This is a genomic window from Clostridium sp. Marseille-P299, assembly GCF_900078195.1.
Classification (GTDB): domain Bacteria; phylum Bacillota; class Clostridia; order Lachnospirales; family Lachnospiraceae; genus Lachnoclostridium.
In genome coordinates, this window is sequence record NZ_FJVE01000007.1 from 2311409 (window position 1) to 2329999 (window position 18591).

An 18591-nucleotide genomic window follows, 5' to 3' on the forward strand; every position below is an offset into this window, starting at 1 on the left:
TGTTCAAGGTCAGCAATTCTTTTCTCTAATTCCTATACTTCTTTTTTGAAATCCACATATTAATCATCCTTTCTACATAAAAATAAAGCCCAATAAAGGACTTTTCCACTTTGTTAAAATGCAATTTTAGCTAGCTGATACATATGAGCCACTTATGATATAAGCTCCTACTGGAACGTTTGCACTGCACGCAATATTACTACCACCAACATAGAACCCACTTATCGATGCTCCATCAACTCTCATAGCTGTTAATGGTACTAAGTCAGTACTTGCCAACGGAACAAACCCGATATGCCCTTGGAACCCTGGCATTTCAGTTGTAATTTTAACTCGTATATTAACAGTAACTATTCTACCACTCTTAATATATCCTCCCGATTCAATGCTACCATATGGAGAATTGATAGTCATAGGGGTTACTGTATTTGAATCATTTCTTTGCCATTCTGTCCAAGTATCCGAACTTGTACTTCTTCTTACAAACGATTCATAGCCATAGGCAGGATCTACACCTTCGGCAACTTGTACAATAGAACCCGTTAGATCTGTCCATGGTCTCTTTGTTGTAACTAAGAAAAGTGCTTGATTAGTCAATCCAGATAATCCTATATCAGAATAAATCTTCAATTCATGCGTTACTGATTGTATCGGATACTCAGATGGTTTCTTTTGCGTTCCTCTTGTATCCAGAACTTTTATATCCCCTACTTTTTCCCACGAAGAACATTGATAAGTTGTACCATTTGAGGTAAACATTCTAGACCGATAAACATCTTTGTTTGAATAACTACCGAATGCTAGTATAGGTATGTTCCAGTCAGTTCCTTTAGTACCTAGGAACAATAACTTATAAGGCTGGTCTGCCGTTGGCATATCTGCTGTTACACTTGCATTGCTGTCATATGTGCCTATTTTGGTCATTTCTAATCGGTTATTAATTGTTCCTCTGTGCACTATCGTTTTATTATTCAATGCATCTATATTCTCTTGTAACAGTTTCCCCATCGGCCCCGCTAAAACAGTCTCTGGATCAGTAGCAAGTAGATTATTAACTCTCTTATTTGCATCAATCTTACTTTCTATTGCCTTTTCCTTCAAATAACTATCAGCCCATAATTGAGATTTGAAAGTTGCTGTAATCTCTGGTTGAGGATTAGCAGTCGTAAAGATATTTGTGGTACCATTAAACGTCTTTAAATAAGTATTTAGCGGAGTAATTATAGGAGTGGCAAGTTTGTATCTAACTGTTATAGGATTAGAGGCAAGCCAAGTTTTAAACTGGGAAATGTCCATACTTTGGCAGACTTCAAAGTTTACACCTATATATTTTTGATATTGTGCTATAGCATTTTTAACTACCCCATTTTGCATTTCATCCCACGTTGTATTTTTGGCTTTATTGCAAAGTAATTCGCCATTTGTTTCAATAAATATGTTGCTTTTTAGAGTTACAAACCTTTTATAACCATTGCTTGCTACAATTAGGTTCCAACCCTCATCTTCACTTCCGTCATATGTGAATTCTTCTGCTCCTTTCACATAACTTCCGTCTTTTATATCGTTCCATTCGCCAAGTTCGTATGGATTGTTAATTCTATCTTCTTCGTATGGGGTGTAAGGTGTGGCAGTCGTGCCTAATTCTAACTGTACAAAGTTTGTAATCAATGTTGGAGAATTAGCTCCATAATAAGCACCTATATCTACTCTAATCTCATAAGCATCTTCGTCTAGCACAAACGCTTGACTTCCTTGTTTTGTTTCACCCACAGAAGAAAAGACTAATGTGCTCACATACTGTTTACGAATTAAATTTCCACTTTTACCATAAAACATTATCTGATGCTGTGCATTATTTGTAACGCCAATCTCTTTTAATGTTTGAGATATCGTTACCGTAAAGTCTCTTTTTCCACATCCATTCGCTTTATACTCGCTATTTGCCTTAACAATCACACCCTCTGGTACGTTGATTAAATTTTTTTTACAGCTCACTACGTCAAAGTTACTTGCACTTACAATCGGACTAGGATATTCAGGTGATGGTGAATTGACACTATACTTTTCATAAGATGTAGATGTACTTCCACTCTCTAACTGTGGCTCAATTTTATTATTACTGAAAACTGCACCACTTGTTATTGTTATATAACAAGCTGCAATCGGAAATGTATCAGCTATTGTAAATGTTGTGTCTGTCGTATCAGCTCTGTATGCGTCTGTTCCCTTAAGTTTTCTTACATTTATTCTAGCACCGCTATGACCAGTCTTTTTTAACGTATAAGTTCCAGCTTGTAATGTTACTCTACTAATACCCTCATCAGGAAAAATATTATAATTGAAGTCAGTCGTTGCAGTTCCGTTTAGTGTTATAGTTCCATCTGCATTCGGGGTGAATTTAATGCCATTTAAGGTTGTTGCACTATTTGTAGTACTTGGAAGTAGATTTTTCCCTTTCTCTGTTCTTGCTTGTGTACTCTTACCCTTAATATTAACTTGCGCCAGTGCGTTGTCGGATTTTGCAAAGTTTATGAACTCACCTGTTGATGTACCTTTGTCTTTGTAAGCATCTGCCCACATCGCACCGTCTGTTTGTACTTCTACATTTCCATTCCCCTTAACTAAACCAATTGCTGACCCACTAGCTATTCCAATGTTACTTATATCCTTAGCTTCGTCTCGATACTGTTTTGCTTGTTCCATAAAGTATTTAGCACTATCTTTTTCTGTTGTAGCATCAATACCTACCGCATATCTTTTCGATGTAGAAGCGCTATCAGCAGATGCATTGGCTGAATTTTGAGCATTTTGAGCTTGTACTTTAATATCTGCTAAATAGTTCGGTTGGAGGTGCGATTCTTTAATTGAGCCGTTTTTAACACTTGCTGATACCTTGCCATTAGTAACAGTAAATCCGATTGTAGAGCTATCTGAAAACTCATATTCAGTGATTAGACTAGATAAATCAATATATTGCTTAGTCCCATCATCTAATGTAATAACTATTTGTTGTGTCGTTTTATCATACGAGAAGTTTACAGCTATTTTTTCGAGCTTTGTATCATATTTTGTGGTGGTCCCATCAAGCTTTTTAATAGTAAAAACACCATTATTATCAACCGATATATCTTGTACCAACCCATTAGCTGTAGACTTATCTAGTTTTGTTGTATCCAATGAAACAACCCTACCATCAACGATAGATAATGCTAAATCTATTTTATTTAAGTTTTTTGCTCCAAGCGCTGTTGCAGTACTAGGCTGATTTTGCCAGTTAATTCTTACGTATACTGTCTCCATGTTGGCCACTAAATCACGCCCCTTTCTTTAAGTAATACTTTGAGTTCATTTAGCTCGTTTTGAGAGTTTTTTAATTTTTCTACTTGCTGAATACTTTCTTTAAGTGATACTTTGAGTTCAGACAATTCATTTTTAACTGTTTGTAATTCTTCTGCTTGTTGCAAATTTTCTTCTTTTAAGTTCTGTATCATCTTAATGTGAAATGCATGTAAATCATCATATCTTAAATTGTAATGCTTCCCACCAGGGCAATACTCGCCTTGATTCAATACATTTCCTGATTCATAAACCATACCAGTTTCAATATTATGTTTCTCTGCATTCGCAAGTACTTGCTGTGCTAACAATCCAGAATTAATTACATAACCGTCAAATCCATCCTTAAACCTAAAGTTATAGGGCTTTAAATCCATATAGAATGACTCTATATCACCTAGCACTTGAAAGTCGTACTTCAAACGCAAATCAGATGATTTGGAATAGGTTCTTTCTGCGTAATCCCAACCCACGGCATTTCCGCTACCAATGGCTATCTGTCCAGATATACTACCACCAGACATTCCTAAATTGCTTGTATACAACGTGCCTGTTAAATTATTTATATTGTGATTGTGGCTAGCCAATGCTCCTGTCACTGTTGTGAGAACACTTGAATTATTAACCGACATCGATTGCGCAGATACTGACCCTGTATCTCCATTTATTTGTACCCTATTTAAATCACCAAATCCAACAACTGGGGCACGTAAAAAAAGTGCCTCTACGGCTTTAATAATTGTATTTTTATAATCATCATTCTTGATGTAATTACCTGTTCCCCATCCAATTTGACCACCAAACCATGCTTTTCCTAACTCATCCAATGTAAATTGTGATGAAACTACTATAAGACGGTTACCAATAAGCCTTATATCACCATCTTCAAGGCTTATTTCACTCGAAATGTCTCCAACACTAACCTTTAACTTAATTTGATTAGATAGCTGAGTCATGCTACTTTCTGCGTTATTTTTATTATCAGTAATTTGTGTTTGTAAGCTACTTGAAGTCTGTGTTATTTGTGATTGCAGATTCTCTTTATTGTCTGTAATTTGTGATTGTAGACTACTTGAAGTTTGTGTGATAGTTGATTCAAGTTCTTTCTTATTATCAGTAATTTGTGACTGTAAGCTATCTGCTGTTTGAGTAATTTTAGATTCTAAGTCTTTTTTTGTATCAGTTATTTGTGTCTCTAAGCTACTCGCTGTTTGAGTGATCTGCGATTGTAGCCCTTCGGCAGTATCAGTCAACTCAACGCTTAATGCATCAACTGATTTAGAGATTCTTAGAGCCTTGTTTTCTAGTTCAATAATTTGTGTATTTTGATTTATTTCTTGACTCCGTGTCTCACTTCCTGTAGCTGTAATTGTATCTGTTAGCGCTTGAACACCTGTTAAAACACGATGAAATACAAATGTTTCAATTACATCATCTGTAGTTACAGTTGAAATAGTATCGCCCACTTCAAGATAAGGTAGTCCCATCATAACTGTTGTATGAGGTCTATACTCTACGCCTTTTATTTCTTTAAATATGTTGTTTGCGATAACACTTAGTTCATCAGATGTCTTACCGTAAACTAAAAAGTTTCCTTGTAGAATGTATGCGTTGGTACCTGTCCCGACTGATTGTCCTACATCTCCCTCTTCAGATCGTATAACCAACTTATCTATTGGTTTAACTTTGTAATCTTCATATACAATACTTTTGTATCCACCTACGCCCATTACGGTTCCCGTATCTGAAGGATATAAATCTTCACTAGGGAATAAGGTATCTGAAGGATATAATCCAAAACCGTCAAGACCTATATATTTGAAATTATCTTCTCTTGTCATGTGACCAAAACGACCGTTTATTTCACCGATTGCTCTAGCTAAATCACGAGCTTTCAAAACACTTGGTTCTATTGTTTTTGTGATTATCATACTATCGTTTGGGAGTTCCTGCTCTTCAATTTCTAATCCAACATAACTAAAAAAATCTATTCTAAACTTCTTTAATGTCACACTATTTGTAGAACTAAAATATTTTTTGTACCAATCTGATACGTCTACACTCTCGCCTAACTTATCCTTGATTCTATCGTAAGCTACTACATCCTTAAATCTTCTGTCACTCTGCCTGTTTGCAGATTCTACAACATAACTACCAAATGGCATTGTATAAATTCCATTCACAACTTGAGTGACTATAACAAGTTGCCCTTTTAGTTCTTGTTCTATATCTGCAACAATAACTTTCATCTGTGCTGATTCACAGCCACCAAAGGTTAAATCTTCTTCAGAGCAAATACTTTCTGTTAATTGAAAACTCTCACCTTTAATTTGGTTATTCGTTATAGTTAAATCAAGTGCTGGAAAATAGAAGAACATCTGCTTATCAGCTGTTGAATCTGATAACGGAATAGCATCATTTTTATATATTAACTTTAATTCATCAGCTATTTCTAACATTGCTTATGTCCTCCTTTTTAATACCCTATAAATGCAATTCTTATCGGTCGATATACTATTACATTTCCTTTGACCTGATATATATGATATTCGGGATCGGACATATAAAAATCAGCCACTTGGTAAGTGGCTGATTCATCGTCCCAATATTCAACTTTGATTTTATCCCTATTACTAATAGGTACATACGTTTTAAAGACAGTTAATTCGCTTAAAGTCATTGGTGGAGTATTAAATTCTATTTTTGTTGGCTTATTTTGAAGAATTTTACGTTGCAAATCTCCATTGGAATCTCTATAAGTATCTATATCTTGTCTTTGATTTGGTGTTGCCTTATAACTGTCTATTGCAATAAAACTAAGAGGGAGAGCCTTCCCTCCAATTTTAATTAAATAGCCTTGGAAAGCCATTAACTCCCTCCTTTTAAAATGCTGGCCTACCTGTCATATTTCTGTATTCTTTGGCCATTTTTCGATTAGAATTAAATACCTCTCTTTCGCTAATATGCGCTATAATGTCAGCTTGATTAAGAGCTTCAACTAATGCATTTACAAGTCCTTCTTTATCTAGCCCACTACCGTTACTTGATGCACTACTCTTCAAAGTGTTTATGGTAAGTGTTCTGTTTGATGTTAAATCTTCGAAACCACTAATCCCAGATGTGTTAACCTTGTAATTGCTCTCTAATGTAAGTGGATCAATTCTTATACCACTTGCACTCTTAGTAATAGCTGTAGTCCATTTGTCCATGATTCCAGTAGTTGAACTTATTCCATCTTCAATGCTGTTGTTAAATCCTTGAACTGTATAATCACCAAACTCACCAAATATTCGTGATGGAGAATGTATTCCTAGTTTGTCTTTAAACCATCCGGATATATTACTTACCCACGTTGCAATAACCCCTTGTGACTTGCTCTGATTATTAGATATACCATTGTTAAAACCTTCTACTGTGTTTTGTCCATATCCTTTAAATATTACAGAAGGTGAATGAATACCCATCTTTTCAGTAAATGGTTTCATAATATAGGTTTGTGCCCATGTACCCATCTTTGTTTCAGTAGTTTTTCCGTTATCGGCAATGTAATCATTGAATCCACTCATTACATATTTCGCAAAGTTTGAAAATGTGTCAGATTTAGTAGCCCCTTGTTTTATTCCTAGTCCTGTTCTAGCAGTTCTGATTACTGTATTTGTCCATGTTTGGATTCCTGTTTCAGACAATGGAGATTTTTCAGTAATTCCAGAATTAAAACTATATATTGTCTCTTCGCCTAATGTTTTTGAGTTTGTTTTTATCCCTGGTTTAGCACCTTCGAGAATACTCTGTACAAATCCACCAAAACCAGTTGTCAAATCTACTTTTCCCAGTCTGATACCAGAAAGCAACTCGTCTCCTATATCAACACCTTGTTCTTGTGCAATCTTTGCCAATTCTTCGAGTTGGCTAGTATTTTCTATCTGAGTTGATATTAACTTGTATAGCGATTCAACGTTTCCTGTTACTGCTTCAGCCAAGTAAATTGACGCTAGTCCTTTTGATACACTGTCGGGAACCGCTTCACCAAGAGCCGTATTCTCTTTAACAATTTTCTCAAGCTGATCTTTTGTAGGCTGTGCAGCGTCAACGAATTCTTGTATTCCCTCTGCTGCTTCTTTTCCTAATGATTTGGAGTATTTTCCTAATTGACTAGCATATTCGGAAATATATCGAACAAATTCGCCTTCGTTCGAACCACCTTTTTCAGTTGACTTTAACAAGGAAGCAAGGTCTTTATCTATTTGCTTTGTTGCGTTAGCTAATGCATCAATTGACGTTGACACCTTGAATCCATTTATGTTCATATTAAAGCTATCAATATCAACCTTCATTCCCTCTGAATATGCTTTCACTTCTTTGTCATATTCAGCATAAGCGGCATCAATTTCTTGTTGCGTTGTTGATTTGTCAAGTTCATACTCAAGTTTTATACTAGCTTGCGTGAATAGCTCCATGGCAACATTTTCTTTATAATCTTTCTCGTATTGCTTTTGAAGTTCTTCTAGTTCTTTGGTTAGCGAAGCATAGGCCTCTTTTGTTAAATCAGCACCTGATAATTCTGATTTTATAACTTCCGCTCTTGCTCTATACTGTGCATCAGTCAATCCCTTTTGGATACTTGCTAATTGAGCTTGTAATTCTTGTATTTCTTTAACTTCATCAAGTTCTAACAATCCATCTTCCCATGCTTCATTTGTTGCTTTCTGAAGTTTCTTTGCTGCTTCTTCAACATCTTTTCTTATATTGTCAAAATATCCAGAATATGATTTGATTAACTCTTGCTCTGTAGTTTCATCTTTAACAACTAAAGAAATCGAAATAAGTGTTGCTTCTTCAAGTTGATTAACGTAGGAATTTACTTCTGAAATATATTCATCAATTGTTTGCTTGTATAATCCTTGTTCTTCTTCTGTTAACTCCAACCCTACTTGATCTTTTCTATTTAATTTATTAATAGTTTCAATTTTCTTATCAAGTGACTTTTCAATATCAGCTAGTTCCTCCCACTCAAGTTTCGCATGAGAAACAAAGTCAAGAGTACCATTATCTGCGATACGTTTCGCTACAGTTTCTAACTCCTCAGCTGATAATTTAATATTACCAAACATGGTATCAAGACGTGCATTATTTGCATCTTCCCATGCTTTATAAATTGCAGTACCTAGTAAAACTAATGCGCCGATAACTAATGCTATCGCACCTGTTTTACCTAGACTAAGTGCGCTTAGAGATTTGCCAAAATCCAAGAACCAGTTCATTAATTTATAAGCGCCAACTCCCGTAGCAATCCCTAAGAATAGTGGTGTTAATTCACCTAGTTTATCTATAAACCATTCAAGTTTAGGCTGTATTTCTTCTGAAAGTTCTTTAGCCTTATTCTTAACTTTGTCCATTTCAGAATTGAACTTTTCAAGGTAATTCGTTGTCTTATTCGAAATCTCATTATCAAGACCTGGAATACCGCTACCAGCATCCCCACTACTACTAGAACTACCACTATTTTTATTTAAAATATTTAGTTCATCAAACTTTGAAACAGATTTAGTCAATTTCTTCACAGACTCATTTGCATCATCTGCACTATCTCCTACACTATCTATTCCTCCTGTAACTCCTGTAAATATCTCCGTATCGGAATAGTCTGGAAGTTCATATCCAAGCATTGTAGCAAATGCATCTGTTATGTTTCGTAGTGCAATTAAAAATCCATTTATATAAGGAAGTACAGTTTGCAATACAGGCAAAAACAAATTACCAATTGAGCGAGTTAAATTATCCCATTGCTGGCGTAATATTCTGATTTGATTGGCTGGACTTTCAATAGTTTTCGCCATATCTCCCCAAGCGACAGTTGTTTGGTCCATGATTGATAACCAACGTAATTGAACTTTAGCCGCTGCTGACATTTGTTCAATCGAACCTTCAATGCCATATTTTTGAGCTGTTATAGCTAGGGATGATTGAGATATATCGATACCTAATCTACGCAATGGTTCAATTTCACCAGATAAACCGCTTTGTAACTTTTCCATCATCGTCTTAGTATCAACGTTAAACAACGATGCCATATCATTTCCCAACATTGTAAGTGATGTTGAAATATTGTAAGCAGTATCTGATACTAATCCCATAGAATCAGCCATTTGTGCAAACATAGCTTGATAATTTTTAACCATGTTTGGATCAAGTGAAAGATTATCTGAAATATCTTCTGCAAAATCATTAGCTTTGTTCATGAATGATATTGCATAAGATTCTGCCATTGACGAGCCTATTTCATATCCTGCACTCTTTGCCGACGTTAGCCCTATTTTCTTCATAGATGTTTGGAATAGGTTAACAGTTTCCTCGTAGTTCATTGCTTTTTCAATTGAGCCACTGACAAGTCCAAACGCTCTTTTTAATGAATACAGCACAGCTGATAATTTCATTACTTTTGAAATTAAAGCACTTGAATATTTTTCTGCCCTATAATTTGCATCTGCATATTTCTTCATTGCATTTGTAGCATCTTTTACTGGACTTGATAACCCTTTCGAAACACTTCTTAAACTGTTCCCTTTCCCAACTAAGCTAGCTAATGAGTTTGTGAGCCTTGTAATATCAGTAGATACAGTAGGGGCTTTTGAAAGTGTTGTTAATAGATTATTAATCCCTGTTGCCAATGCAGGTAAATTGCTAATTGCACTAGATACACTTTTATTTCCTAGTTTAGAAATACTGCTAGATAGTCGACTTATACCATCTATTCCTTGTGATAAATTACTGGCACCATTAATACTATTAGTAAAATTTCTGATGGAATTAGATGCTTTATACAAAGATTCAGTGTCTACATTCCCTAACTTATCTATGTTTTTAGCTAGCCTTGTAAAGTCGGATGTCTTGGTTGAACTTATGTTGCTCATTGAGCTTGACAATCTGTTTATTCCACCTGCAAGCTTATTTAACCCGTCTGCATTTATTCCACTAAGGCTATTTTCTACCCTAGACAACCTATCAATCATTTTATCTAATTGACTATTTGCTTTTTCTGCTTGCGCTTGTATTTGTATCTCTAAACGATCAATTTCGTTACCCATAAGTCCATCACCATCTTTCTAATTTAAAAGTTGTAAATGGCACTCTGGGTGCTCTAATATGTAAAGAACGAGGTTAAAGTTCCCCGTTCAATTTATTTTCAAACTCCGTATTTGCAACACTAGCCCACATAGCAAATCTATCCTCATCAGATAGCTTGCTATTGTCATTTCCAAAAATCTCTAGTGGTTCACTTGGATATTTGTGGTTTTTAGAAAATGCTGCGCTAATAGCGTGGTTTACATATATTCCATTTAACCATGCTAGTTTGTTTTGTTGAGTTTGCTTCATTTTATGAGATTCTAAAAAGGGCTCTAACTTCTTAGGACTCAGCGTCCAAAAAACAGTATAATCAATATCAATACTAAGAGCTTGTGGAAGCCATACTTTATTGATTAAGTCCCTCATACCCTCATATTTATTCAGATCAATTACTGTTTGGTTGCTTTCTTGCGATCTTGAGGTACTTTCGGAGCTTTCGCTCCCTTGGAAAAACCCTCTAAGGCACCTATCTTCTCCATACTGTTAATATCCTCAATTAACGCATCGAGTAGTTCATAAATAGAACCACCGTTATTAATGTGAGCATCGATTTCATTTAATGCTTCATCAAAAGGTAATCCTGTGTAAAAACTAATCCCTTTAACAACGCTTGTAGCCAACTTTTCAGGGTCAAAAAATGAGCGCTCTATTAAAGCTAAAATTTTAATTCCTTGATCTTCTAGCTTTTGCGCATCCATAAATGATTTTATAACTGGCACTTTGTATTCATTTCCGTTGAGTTTCATAGAACTTCTCTCCTTTTCTTACGCTCCTGTTTTTTTAGTTCTTGTAATCGCAGTAGATCTAGCAATGACAATCTTCATTTCTTTAACACCATTAACACCAGCACCAGTTGCATAAACTGTATGCTGGCCTTTCCATGCAAACTTAGTTCCACTTGCAAATTCTAAGGCGTAAAACTGTTCCTTCCCAGCAGTTGCAGCAACAGCATCATAATCTGTATCAGTATAATTTGCTGTAAACTCCATAGCGCCTGCGCTCTGCACACCTGGGATATTCGTTTCCATTGGGTCATCTAATGTTGTTGTATCAATCATTTCTGGTGGACCACCTAAATCCGGAAAGTCTTTAATAGGACACATTTTTGTTAAAGATGCTTCTGCTGTACCACATTTAAGAACTGTTCCAATTGTATTTTCTGCCATGTATAAATACCTCCTTACATAAAAAATAGAGCCATAATTGGCTCTGTCTTAAAAAGTATCGGAATTGCCGATAACCCTTGTATATCTTGCAATTATTCGGCATATCGTTTTATCACTTATATTTGTTACTTGCTGAGGTCCAAATGTTCTTTTGAACCCCATTGATCTCATACTAGCATCACTTAGATTATGAATTTTCTTACCATCATTAAATGACGAATCACCTTTTGTATAAGTTGTAATTTCAATCATCGGTATAACCGCATTCTCGTTATTATCCATATCTTCTGCTGTACTAGGATTATCCAACTGGTTAAAAAACAAATGTGGAAAATTTGGCGGAGTATCTTGATACGTAGTACTGGCACTAGAGCAAAGTGAAGCTACTGCATATTTAACTTTAGTAAAAATAATAGAACTTTTATCTATCAATTAAATACCTCCTTTGCTACCTTTTGTATTACTTGTTCAAGATCTCTTCCTGTTTCATACATAAAAGGCCTACTAGGCATTCCTTTAGTCCAATACCATTCACCATCTTTAAAGTAATACCATCCACTTTCTCCATGAGAATTAACATCATATTTCCAATTAACTAATGAAGTATCTGGATGTGGAGACTGACTTCCGATAACTCCTGTTCCAAACTCTACGTACACAGCCCAATCACAGTCAGTATAAATATACCAAGTTGCACCTTCTGGGGAAGAACCGCCATACTCTGCCTTTATGCTAGATAATAGCTCACCGGTATAGATTGCATCTTTCTCAGACACTTTAACACGGGCAAGAGCAACCCCTTCTTCAGCTAATCTTTCAGCAAACTTCTTGCATTTATAATTTAAGTCCTCTTTGTACTTCTTGACTTCTTTTATTGCATTGCGTACTTCAAATACTGATAACCCAAAGCTAATCTTCTTCGACATAACTACACCTTCTTAACAGCGTACATGATATGATTAAGACTTTTAGCCACTCGCTTAACTGTGTATTCCGGTTCAGAATTGGTTTCTCCACCAACCCCTATAATCGGTTTTGTATCAATCCATAATCGTGAAAACTCATCAATTTCACACATTGTATCATGTGTTAATAATACCTTGTCATAATCAAGGCTTTTACCAAAGACATTGTTTTCAGTTTCACCTTTAGATGCAGATACATTAACATCAAATTCTCTTACCTCTGTATATCCTGATGTCGTTTCTCCTGTTTCAACAGGGACCTTTACTCCATCAATTTCTACATAGATGATGTCTCCGTTTTCATCTACCTCATAACCAGGAACGGACTCTCGATATAATGTATAGTAAATTTTTTTTTGATTTCTCTTTAAATCTCTCATGATGTCACCCCACCCCTTGACGTTTTTCTCATGACATTACCCTTGCGACACAAGGTCACGTTTCCATCTTTTCTATAACACACCTACACACGGAACAATATCCGCCAAATAGCTTGACGGGATACCTGCATTTTCATATGTTCGGCTTACTCCATTCTCGTTATGAGATGTTTCTCCCTCTGCTCCTTGCTTGTTAAATAGATAAATGTATATTTGCTCTATGTTATCAGCATACTGCGATAATGCTTTTTCTCTTTGTTGTTCATCGTGCCCGTAAGGATATCTTGCTTTAATCACTTTTCGCTCAGCCTGACTCCAAAATAGCGAAAGCAGACTATCTTGACTAGAATCGTCTGCTTTCATACCTACTAACAATCTTAGCTTTTCATTGTCTGCCATCGCCATCACCTTATTTCTTTTTAGGTTCTTTTACTTTTTCACCCTCTGAAGATTCAGTTTTTTCAACTTGGTGATCTTCTTCCTGATTATTAACTTCTTTTATCTCTTCCACCGGCACCTCTGCACCAGTGGGATAGATAACACCATTGTATTTAATAGCATGATCATATTTCATAAAGGTACACCTCCTAATAACACTTAATTACAAATGTTTCATCCATTCTTTCATATGATGGCAAAGTGATTTCAGACGCTGTAGTCTTAGTGTGAACAGGGTCGTTAGTTGTTGTAACAGCAATGGCTACGCCAGTATTAACAATGGATACGTCTGCCTCTCCATTTCCTGCAAGAGTTCTTTCTTCTGGTGTTGTTCCATACCATGTATTTCCTAATGCACCATCTGGAAGCAATGTTGCAAATCCATCTGGGTAAAATCTCTGTGCAATTCCTGATTCATCCTTATATTGTTTCGCGTAAACAATAATACTGATTCCAAGTTCAGATTGGAATATTTCTTTAACCCTTGCATCTGTCACAATCACTGTTGCGGTTGTGTTTTGAGCTAGAATATAATTTCTAATTTTAGTATTTTGCTTTAAATACCCCATTGTCTTTTTTGACACAAGCATATATGCTGGGCGAGTTCCTGTTAATTCCTCTACAGAATCAATAGCACTTGAAACGTCTCTCATTGGATCAGATGTAGTTACTGCATCCCACTTATCGGCTGACGTTGAAATTTCTAAAAAGTTGCTAGCCTTATAAATTCCATCTGGATCATAATTATAAGCATACGTTACTCCATCTGCCTGAATAGAAATCTTAGGACTCCCATCTAATGGTGCAAGTAACTGCATTCTCATACGCTCTGGTACAACATCTGCTGCTTCAATTAAGGTGTTTGCATCATCGTAAATTCTTGACAACACTTCAGTTGCGTATGGATCAGATGTGTCTTGTACTCTCATAATTTCCTGCTCATCGGCTTCTTTTACAATCATAGATTCACGAAAGAATGCCATCTCTGTTTCTTCCATCTTGAATCCAGAACGACTCCTAATTGTAGACACTGCATCGAAATTAGAAGGAGCTAACGATACTGGTAACCCTTTACTTGTCTTAATCCATTTTAAATCCAAACCATTTTTCTTTTTAGCTGGGAAAAGGGTTGCTCCCAAGTAAGGGATTTTATTACTTGCAACTTCTTTATGATTAATAGCAATTGCTTTTGCGCTATACGCATCTCTAATATTCATTCTGTATTACCTCTCTTTCCAAATAATTAATCAAATACAATGAGTGGCAATGCTGCTTTTACTTCTTCTGCAATCGTAATTCCAGCATTTTTATTACAATTAGCTGTATTTACACAAGCAAATGCTCTGATGAGTGTTCCATTTGGGTTGTCCTTTGTGACATCACTTAATAAAATCCCGATAGCTGTAGCCCCTGCATTATCAATGGTTCCGGTTGCAGTAATTGGGTTGCCTGCTTTACAGATATTATTTGTAAATGCTGTATCATCTAGAGTGATTGGTGTAAATAGTTCACCACCTAGTCTTCTTTTTAAAATCTCAGGTTGAGAATCATATGCTGTACTTTTATATTTCATTTTCATACCTCCTATAGATAATTTTCAATTCCTTTTTGTACGTCTGCGTTAGCCATAGATTTTCCTAATGTTTCAGCAATTTTTTCTGCTTCGGTCTTTAAATCGCTGTTTCCATCATCACTTTTTCCGCTACCACCTGGAGTTTCCTTTAATAAACCTTCTTTAACTTTTGATTCTGTAACTTCCTTCTGCTTATTGAGGATAGTTACAAAATTAGAAGCTAATGATTTTGATGTTTCTAAATCGTCACTTACAATTCCGTCAATTAGATCCTTGTAATCATCTTCGGTAAGCCCTGCTCCACCGAAAATAGCTTTTACCTCTGATTTATTAACCTGCTTTGTTAACTCTGCAATAATTTTATTTGAATCTTCGATAGCTTTATTCGCCTTCTCTAGCTCCGTCATACCTTGCTGATTTAACTTGTCAAGTTCAGTTTGTAATTCATCTGTTTTATTCGCTTTATCACGAAACGGATCCACTTCAGTTTTTACCTGATTTAAATAGTTTGTGATTTGTTCTTCTGTAGGTGCCTCTATTCCGAAAGCAATTAAATTTTTCTTGGCTTGTTCACGTGTCATAATATATCCTTTCTACCCACACTTTTTTACGTTGTTCGCTCAACATTGGCTTGCCATTTACCGCATGACTGCATAATAAAAGAGCGTCAATAAAAACGTTTTCCGCTACTAGTTTTTCGCTCTGGCTCAATTTTCTTACATGGTGTTGTTTTAATCTCTTTAGTCTTAATGTTTAGCACGTTTATGTTTCCACATCTTGGACATTTGATTGATGTATTACCATCTGTCTCAGCTAATTTTCTATCGCATTTTTTGCAACGAAAGTCAATCAATATTTCCACCACCTTCCGTTGTAGAATTTGTTTTACTCATTTGTAGTTCTCTATTGAATTGCTCTTCGCTTTCAGCTTTAAGTTCTGCATCCGTTTTATATTTTGCATCTAAATATTCCTTAGACTGTACGTATACTTTTTCTGGATCGCCCCATAAGTCACAAGTTTTAATAGCAATCTTTGGATGAATTCCTTTTTCAAGTAGATAAATCAACGCTTGTGCTTTTACTAGCATGTTATCAGTTTTGTTTCGAGTTACTTTCACATCAATATCTTGAAGTTTAAGCTTAATGGATGAGCTTCCCAACGTGTTTAATGTATATAATGCAATACGAAGGAATTGCTTTTCCGAACGAACAAAAATAGGTTCATCCAATTTTGCCCTCTGCTCTGCAAAATCCCATCCATTACGAAGATATACGGCTTGACCAGTATCTCCACCAGTGTTTTGCTCTCGATTTGGCATCCCCTCAATAATCAGTATGTTTTTATACACGTCATCTTTGGCTATCTGCGTTTGATCTTGTTTAAGTTCACTAGTTATCATACTCACATCAGCTTGTACTCCCTGTTGAGCTTTGACTTTAATAGCACCTAGCTGGCACATTTCCAAGAACTTATTTTCATCAATATCACAGTTAACAAACTTCATAAATGCTTGAACAAATTGTTCTATACCATCGATTCTATTAGCTTGTATTTTATTGAGTGTATCTAGCATACTAATCACTATTTCAATATCACTTAATCGTCTCGAATTATTTGGATATTCAATTACTGGAATTTTAAAGAAACCATTTACCTTTGTTTTTGTAATATCGATTTTAGAATTTTCAATTTCATAATACCATTTATCTGTGTAACAAATATATCGATTTCTACCTTCAGTTGTTCGAATCTGTTGTACTGACATCAAAGGTTTATTTCCATTGCGACTAGAATAAACAATGAAAACATCCTTTGGATTTAGTGTGTTAATTTCAAATGGAGTATCATCCACACCTTCCACCCAAACAAATCGGTAAGCGGTACCGCAAATAGATTGCCACTCACCTAATTCAATGTCGTATGCGGATTTATCAATGGTCGACATTAAATCATTTAAATCATCTACCATCTTTGTTATATTCTCATCGTCTTTGCGGCTCACATATTGCACCGGCTCACCGAAATTCTGTGCTGTCATGAATCTTACTATTTCTAGAGCATGATTCTCCACAGTACGGTTGTTAATCTCAGGTCTTACAACTTTTTGTCGATACAGAATCGGTTGATCACCTCTGTAATATCGGTCCAAGTAATTTATTTCTCTTCGATTCTGCCAATGTATAGCCAGTGCTTTCCCCAGTTCTTCGACTATATTGTCAGCATTAATTTGCTCGGCAGAACTATAGATAATTTTTCGACCAAAGTTTCCTCTGCAAACATCTATAAACGATATTCTATTTTTTTCAAAATCCATATAATCACCTTTTTCTGCACGAAAAAAGCACCGACAATAATTATCGATGCTTTCTTACAATATTATTTTTAAGGGGGAAAAGTCATTGCGTGGACAGGATTTGAACCTGCGACCTCCAGTTTATGAAACTGGCGAGCTTCCGAACTGCCTTTTTTAATACTAGTGTTTATACACTATTTCCTATGATACAATTATAACATACATATTTGTGAATCATGTGAAAGTTCATATTTAAAAATATTTAATTTTAATTTATAAGTGTTGTATTTTAATGTTCTTTTTTGTAACTTTATGGTAATTATGTCCTATTGTATATTTTTCCCTTTAAGATATAATATAATTGCAACGTTGCAAACTAATGAAAGGGTGATTTGATAATTATGAAGTTTAAAAAACTAATAAAATCAATAGTAACTTTAGCATTATGTGTAACAATGCTTATACCAGGTACATTTGTAGCAAAAGCTAATACAAATAATAAGTCAATGGAAGAAATGAAAGCGTATTTACGTGATATAGGAACACCATCTTATATTCTCGATTCTTATGAAAACATAGAACCACTTAGAATGTTGTATGATAGGTTATATACCAAAAACAATAATATTGTTTACTCAGGCTCAATGATAGTTTTAAATGATGGAAGTGTTATAAATGATGATGGAACAGATTCTTATGGCGTAATTACACCTGATACTATCTATTTAACTCAGGCAACCTATTTAGAAACAGTTAGTACGTCAAATTCATTAATTACGAAGTGCTATGTAAATGTAAACTATCATAATGAAGGGTACAATGGCACACATTCTTCACTCTACACTGATTTGGTTGCTACAAACTGGGATAGTAGTGTTTTTACGTATAACAGTGGCTCATTCACTTCTTGGAATACTTATAAGCATTCTAATGGTACTACTAGTAATAATTCACAAATTTCAACACCAACGGAATCAGTTCAAGGTGGTTTGGGATGGAAGGCAAAAAGACCAGAATTTCATTACTTAGAAGATGGACATGCTATTTATGAACTTTTACCAAGAACTTCAAATATATATTCTAAAAAGGTTAACAGTACATATACTCAAAACGCAACAACAATTAATACAGAGTATGCATACAGTAATTTACCTTTTGGTACAGCTTTTAACGTTGGAACAGTATCAATTTCTATTAACGATAGCTTTATTTCTTCTAAAACAACTAAATCATCAACAATTATATATTATACTAAATAATTAAAAAAGTTAGGGTTAAGAATAAATATGAATAGAAACTTTTATAATATAATAT

18 protein-coding genes and 1 tRNA gene are annotated in these 18591 nt (G+C 35.2%); 1 reads left to right on the forward strand and 18 read right to left on the reverse strand.

Features of this window, described 5'->3' with window-relative positions; translation table 11 throughout:
• Positions 1 to 126 precede the first annotated feature (126 nt).
• The 18 genes from BN4220_RS18080 to BN4220_RS20190 form a co-directional block, all read right to left on the reverse strand.
• Complete coding sequence (locus tag BN4220_RS18080) at positions 127 to 3300, reverse strand: hypothetical protein (RefSeq protein ID WP_148401767.1); 3174 nt, start codon at positions 3298 to 3300, stop codon at positions 127 to 129.
• Between the two features lie 8 nt (positions 3301 to 3308).
• A complete protein-coding gene (locus tag BN4220_RS18085) occupies positions 3309 to 5795 on the reverse strand; it encodes a tail fiber domain-containing protein (RefSeq protein WP_066719890.1) in 2487 nt (828 codons plus the stop codon).
• Positions 5796 to 5812: 17 nt separating this feature from the next.
• Positions 5813 to 6205, reverse strand: coding sequence for a DUF6711 family protein (locus BN4220_RS18090; protein WP_066719893.1), 393 nt, complete (start codon positions 6203 to 6205; stop codon positions 5813 to 5815).
• A gap of 13 nt (positions 6206 to 6218) precedes the next feature.
• On the reverse strand, positions 6219 to 10421 hold the full coding sequence (locus BN4220_RS18095) for a hypothetical protein (protein WP_066719895.1): 4203 nt from the start codon (positions 10419 to 10421) through the stop codon (positions 6219 to 6221).
• Positions 10422 to 10494: 73 nt separating this feature from the next.
• The gene (locus tag BN4220_RS18100) at positions 10495 to 10827 is read right to left on the reverse strand and encodes a hypothetical protein (protein WP_066719897.1); all 333 of its coding nucleotides are present in this window, start codon (positions 10825 to 10827) and stop codon (positions 10495 to 10497) included.
• 23 nt (positions 10828 to 10850) lie between these two features.
• Positions 10851 to 11207, reverse strand: a complete 357-nt coding sequence (locus BN4220_RS18105) for a hypothetical protein (protein ID WP_066719900.1) — start codon at positions 11205 to 11207, stop codon at positions 10851 to 10853.
• A gap of 18 nt (positions 11208 to 11225) precedes the next feature.
• Positions 11226 to 11627: a phage tail tube protein gene (locus tag BN4220_RS18110; RefSeq protein ID WP_066719903.1), complete on the reverse strand. Its 402-nt coding sequence runs from the start codon at positions 11625 to 11627 to the stop codon at positions 11226 to 11228.
• A 48-nt stretch (positions 11628 to 11675) separates the two neighbouring features.
• Positions 11676 to 12059, reverse strand: coding sequence for a hypothetical protein (locus BN4220_RS18115; RefSeq protein WP_066719906.1), 384 nt, complete (start codon positions 12057 to 12059; stop codon positions 11676 to 11678).
• Complete coding sequence (locus BN4220_RS18120; protein ID WP_066719910.1) at positions 12056 to 12553, reverse strand: hypothetical protein; 498 nt, start codon at positions 12551 to 12553, stop codon at positions 12056 to 12058. The genes BN4220_RS18115 and BN4220_RS18120 overlap by 4 nt, the downstream gene beginning before the upstream one ends.
• A 2-nt stretch (positions 12554 to 12555) precedes the next feature.
• The gene (locus BN4220_RS18125; protein ID WP_066719912.1) at positions 12556 to 12972 is read right to left on the reverse strand and encodes a hypothetical protein; all 417 of its coding nucleotides are present in this window, start codon (positions 12970 to 12972) and stop codon (positions 12556 to 12558) included.
• 72 nt (positions 12973 to 13044) lie between these two features.
• Positions 13045 to 13371, reverse strand: coding sequence for a phage head-tail connector protein (locus BN4220_RS18130; RefSeq protein WP_066719914.1), 327 nt, complete (start codon positions 13369 to 13371; stop codon positions 13045 to 13047).
• A gap of 10 nt (positions 13372 to 13381) precedes the next feature.
• Positions 13382 to 13546, reverse strand: coding sequence for a hypothetical protein (locus BN4220_RS20185; protein WP_156476430.1), 165 nt, complete (start codon positions 13544 to 13546; stop codon positions 13382 to 13384).
• A 13-nt stretch (positions 13547 to 13559) separates the two neighbouring features.
• Entirely contained in the window at positions 13560 to 14627 is a 1068-nt protein-coding gene (locus tag BN4220_RS18135; protein WP_066719916.1) for a major capsid protein, read from the reverse strand.
• A gap of 26 nt (positions 14628 to 14653) precedes the next feature.
• Positions 14654 to 14983, reverse strand: coding sequence for a hypothetical protein (locus BN4220_RS18140; protein ID WP_066719918.1), 330 nt, complete (start codon positions 14981 to 14983; stop codon positions 14654 to 14656).
• An 11-nt stretch (positions 14984 to 14994) separates the two neighbouring features.
• Positions 14995 to 15564 (reverse strand): hypothetical protein, encoded by a 570-nt coding sequence (locus BN4220_RS18145; protein ID WP_066719920.1) that lies wholly within the window; start codon positions 15562 to 15564, stop codon positions 14995 to 14997.
• Between the two features lie 86 nt (positions 15565 to 15650).
• Positions 15651 to 15836, reverse strand: coding sequence for a Com family DNA-binding transcriptional regulator (locus BN4220_RS18150; protein ID WP_066719922.1), 186 nt, complete (start codon positions 15834 to 15836; stop codon positions 15651 to 15653).
• Positions 15829 to 17298: a phage portal protein gene (locus tag BN4220_RS18155; RefSeq protein ID WP_066719924.1), complete on the reverse strand. Its 1470-nt coding sequence runs from the start codon at positions 17296 to 17298 to the stop codon at positions 15829 to 15831. The genes BN4220_RS18150 and BN4220_RS18155 overlap by 8 nt, the downstream gene beginning before the upstream one ends.
• Positions 17299 to 17390: 92 nt before the next feature.
• Positions 17391 to 17449: transfer RNA gene (locus tag BN4220_RS20190), tRNA-Met, on the reverse strand.
• A 229-nt stretch (positions 17450 to 17678) separates the two neighbouring features.
• Here BN4220_RS20190 and BN4220_RS18160 point away from each other — a divergent pair.
• A complete protein-coding gene (locus BN4220_RS18160) occupies positions 17679 to 18536 on the forward strand; it encodes a hypothetical protein (RefSeq protein ID WP_066719926.1) in 858 nt (285 codons plus the stop codon).
• Positions 18537 to 18591 lie beyond the last annotated feature (55 nt).

Excerpts from the sequence above, each read along its gene's own strand:
- BN4220_RS18080 (WP_148401767.1), bottom strand. The coding sequence starts at position 3,300 with ATGGAGACAGTATACGTAAGAATTAACTGGCAAAATCAGCCTAGTACT.
- BN4220_RS18085 (WP_066719890.1), bottom strand. The coding sequence starts at position 5,795 with ATGTTAGAAATAGCTGATGAATTAAAGTTAATATATAAAAATGATGCT.
- BN4220_RS18090 (WP_066719893.1), bottom strand. The coding sequence starts at position 6,205 with ATGGCTTTCCAAGGCTATTTAATTAAAATTGGAGGGAAGGCTCTCCCT.
- BN4220_RS18095 (WP_066719895.1), bottom strand. The coding sequence starts at position 10,421 with ATGGGTAACGAAATTGATCGTTTAGAGATACAAATACAAGCGCAAGCA.
- BN4220_RS18100 (WP_066719897.1), bottom strand. The coding sequence starts at position 10,827 with ATGAGGGACTTAATCAATAAAGTATGGCTTCCACAAGCTCTTAGTATT.
- BN4220_RS18105 (WP_066719900.1), bottom strand. The coding sequence starts at position 11,207 with ATGAAACTCAACGGAAATGAATACAAAGTGCCAGTTATAAAATCATTT.
- BN4220_RS18110 (WP_066719903.1), bottom strand. The coding sequence starts at position 11,627 with ATGGCAGAAAATACAATTGGAACAGTTCTTAAATGTGGTACAGCAGAA.
- BN4220_RS18120 (WP_066719910.1), bottom strand. The coding sequence starts at position 12,553 with ATGTCGAAGAAGATTAGCTTTGGGTTATCAGTATTTGAAGTACGCAAT.
- BN4220_RS18125 (WP_066719912.1), bottom strand. The coding sequence starts at position 12,972 with ATGAGAGATTTAAAGAGAAATCAAAAAAAAATTTACTATACATTATAT.
- BN4220_RS18130 (WP_066719914.1), bottom strand. The coding sequence starts at position 13,371 with ATGGCAGACAATGAAAAGCTAAGATTGTTAGTAGGTATGAAAGCAGAC.
- BN4220_RS20185 (WP_156476430.1), bottom strand. The coding sequence starts at position 13,546 with ATGAAATATGATCATGCTATTAAATACAATGGTGTTATCTATCCCACT.
- BN4220_RS18135 (WP_066719916.1), bottom strand. The coding sequence starts at position 14,627 with ATGAATATTAGAGATGCGTATAGCGCAAAAGCAATTGCTATTAATCAT.
- BN4220_RS18140 (WP_066719918.1), bottom strand. The coding sequence starts at position 14,983 with ATGAAATATAAAAGTACAGCATATGATTCTCAACCTGAGATTTTAAAA.
- BN4220_RS18145 (WP_066719920.1), bottom strand. The coding sequence starts at position 15,564 with ATGACACGTGAACAAGCCAAGAAAAATTTAATTGCTTTCGGAATAGAG.
- BN4220_RS18155 (WP_066719924.1), bottom strand. The coding sequence starts at position 17,298 with ATGGATTTTGAAAAAAATAGAATATCGTTTATAGATGTTTGCAGAGGA.
- BN4220_RS18160 (WP_066719926.1), top strand. The coding sequence starts at position 17,679 with ATGAAGTTTAAAAAACTAATAAAATCAATAGTAACTTTAGCATTATGT.